Genomic DNA, 2,581 nt, shown 5'->3' on the forward strand with positions numbered 1-2,581 from the left:
CCCGCCGCGCGGCCCGGGCTCCTGGCGGGCCAGCGGGCTGCCGCGCTGACGAGGGCCCTGGCCGGCCCCCGGTCGGGCCCCGGCCTGCCCCCGGCCTGGCCCCGTCCGGCCGGTCGGCGGCGACACACCCGCCGACCGGCCGAAACGACATGTAACCGTGGTTCGCGCCCAGTGCGGCCCTCCACACGAATAAGGTGGAAGGCCATGGCCACCTCGGAGTTCGTCCCACAGCCCGCGCGCTACGCCATCTTCGTCGACGCGGGGTACCTCTTCGCGGCCTCCGGGGCCCTGCTGCTCGGCTGCGGTTCCCGGCGCGAGTACCGGGTCGCCGCCGAGAAGCTGATCAAGGCGCTGACCAGCCATGCCGACGACCAGTTGCTCGGCGAGCTGCTGCGCGTGTACTGGTTCGACGCGGCGCCGAAGAAGCAGCCGACCGTCGACCAGCGGGTCATCGCGAACCTGCCGCTGGTGAAGCTGCGGCTCGGCAACCTGAACGCGCAGGGCCAGCAGAAGGGCGTGGACGCGCAGCTCCGCGCCGACCTGGAGGCCCTCGCCCGGCACCGCGCGATCACCGACGCGGTGCTGCTGGCCGGCGACGAGGACATGCTGCCCGCCGTCGAGGCCGCCCAGCGGTACGGCGTCCGCGTGCACCTGTGGGGCGTGGAGCCGACGCACGGCTCCAACCAGGCCGAGTGGCTCGTCTGGGAGTCCGACACGGTCGAGGTGCTGCCCGCCGACTTCCTGCGCCCGTACTTCACGAAGGCGAAGGTCCTGCCGGTGCCCGCGCCAGGCACGGCCGCCGCGGTCCGCGAGGCCGCCGAGCGCCGCACCAGCCCCGTCCCGTCCCCGTCCCAGGTGTTCGCCGGACGGCCCCCGGCGGTGAAGCCCGCGGCCGCCGTCCGGGCGGGCGCCGTCCCGGTGCCCGCGGGGAACGCGACGCCCGCGACCGTCGCGGCGGCGATGAACTCGACCTCCGGGACGCAGTCGGACGGCCGGCTCGGCCCGGAACGCGACCACATGCTCGAGATCGGCGAGCACGTCGCCCAGAAGTGGATCTTCGAGCGGGGCCGGGACAACATCCGCGACCTCCTTCCCGGCCCGATCCTGCCGCCGGTCATCGACAAGGAGCTGCTGATCGAGGCCGAGAAGGAGCTCGGCGGCTCCCTGCGCCCCTACCAGGAGGCCCGCACCTGGCTGCGGGACGGCTTCTGGGAGCGCGTGTACCGCGAGTTCGGCATCGGGATCGGCAAGTCCGACTAAGCCGTCCCGTCCCGCCGTACACGTTTCGCGGTTGCGCGGACACGGCGCGTCGCCGCCCGGTAACGTCCCCGCCGGGGGTGAGGGGCCATGCTTCGACGGCGACGCCGCGGCGCCCGCACCGCGCCGCCGCCGGCGGGCGCGGTCGCGGTGACCGCCGCCCTCGCCGCCGCCTGCCAGGCGCCCGTCCCGTTCCACCGCCCCGGCGAGGGCCGTCCGGACGCGCCGGTCGTGGGCCTCGGCGGCGCCGCCCCGTACGTCGAGCTCCGCACGCCCCGCCCGGCCCGGGACGCGGCGCCGGCCGCCGCGCCCGCCGGCGGCCGGGTGTACGCCGCCACCGGCGCCGGCATGCTCGCGCCCGCCGCCCGGGACCTGCCCCGCCGGGTGTACGTCGCCGCGGGCCCGGCCCTCGACGTCGTCGACCCGCTCCGGCTCCGCGTCGTCGACCGGTTCCCGACGGGCGGCGCCGCGCGCGTCGTCCCGTCCTGGGACATGCGCCGCCTGTGGGCCGCCGACACCCGGCGGGGCGCGCTCGTCCCGGTCGGCCCCGCCGGGCGGGGGCGCCCGGTGCCGGTGCCCGACCCCGCGGGCCTGTACTTCACCCCGGACGGCGAACGGGCGCTCGTCCTGTCCCGGCGGCCCCGCCGGGTGGGGATCCGCGACCCCCGCACGATGGCGCCGCGCGCCGCGATCCCGCTGCCGTGCGCCGCCCGGTACGCCGACTTCGCGCCGGACGGCCGGCTCGTCGCGTCCTGCACCGCCGCGGGCGCCCTCGTCGCCGTGGACGTCGCGGGGCGCCGCGTCGCCCGGACGCTGCGGCTGCCCGCGGGCGCCCGCCCCGGCGACGTCCGGCTCTCCCCGGACGGGCGCGCGTTCTACGTCGCGGACGCCGCGCGGGGCGGCGTGTGGCTGGTGGACGCGCAGGCGTTCGCCGCCGCGGGCTTCCTGCGCACCTCGCCGGGCGCCGCGGGGCTGGCCGTCGGCCGCGACGCCCGCCGCCTGTTCGTCGCGGGCCGCGGCGTCCTCGCCGCGGTCGACTTCCGGTCCCGCCGGGTCGCCGCCCGCTGGCCGCTGCCGGGCCGCGCCGCCCCGGCCGTCGGCGGGGTGTCGTCCGACGGCTCCGCGCTGTGGCTCGCCGCGCCGTCCGGCGTCGTGTACGCGGTGTCGACCGCGACGGGCCGCGTCCTGCACCGCATCCGGGTGGGCGGCCGCCCGACGTCCCTGGTCGTCCACCCGCAGCCGGGCCGGTACTCGCTCGGCGGCACCGGCCTGTACCGCTGACCGACCCGCCGGGCGGGCGGGCCGGCGGGTCGGTCAGCGGTAC

At 78.7% G+C, this 2,581-nt stretch carries 2 protein-coding genes; both read left to right on the plus strand.

Annotated elements, in window-relative coordinates; all coding sequences use genetic code 11:
• The first annotated feature begins 204 nt into the window (after window positions 1–204).
• Window positions 205–1,260, plus strand: a complete 1,056-nt coding sequence (locus tag DMH08_RS39245) for an NYN domain-containing protein (protein WP_026402561.1) — start codon at window positions 205–207, stop codon at window positions 1,258–1,260.
• A gap of 87 nt (window positions 1,261–1,347) precedes the next feature.
• Window positions 1,348–2,538 carry a YncE family protein gene (locus tag DMH08_RS39250; RefSeq protein WP_051300665.1) on the plus strand — a complete coding sequence of 397 codons (1,191 nt, stop codon included), beginning with the start codon at window positions 1,348–1,350 and terminating at the stop codon, window positions 2,536–2,538.
• Window positions 2,539–2,581: the final 43 nt, after the last annotated feature.

Source organism: Actinomadura sp. WAC 06369, assembly GCF_003947565.1.
GTDB classification, from domain to species: Bacteria; Actinomycetota; Actinomycetes; order Streptosporangiales; family Streptosporangiaceae; genus Spirillospora; species Spirillospora rifamycini.

Bases quoted from the DNA above. Each gene is read 5' to 3' on its own strand.
- DMH08_RS39245 (WP_026402561.1), top strand. From the start codon at position 205: ATGGCCACCTCGGAGTTCGTCCCACAGCCCGCGCGCTACGCCATCTTC.
- DMH08_RS39250 (WP_051300665.1), top strand. From the start codon at position 1,348: ATGCTTCGACGGCGACGCCGCGGCGCCCGCACCGCGCCGCCGCCGGCG.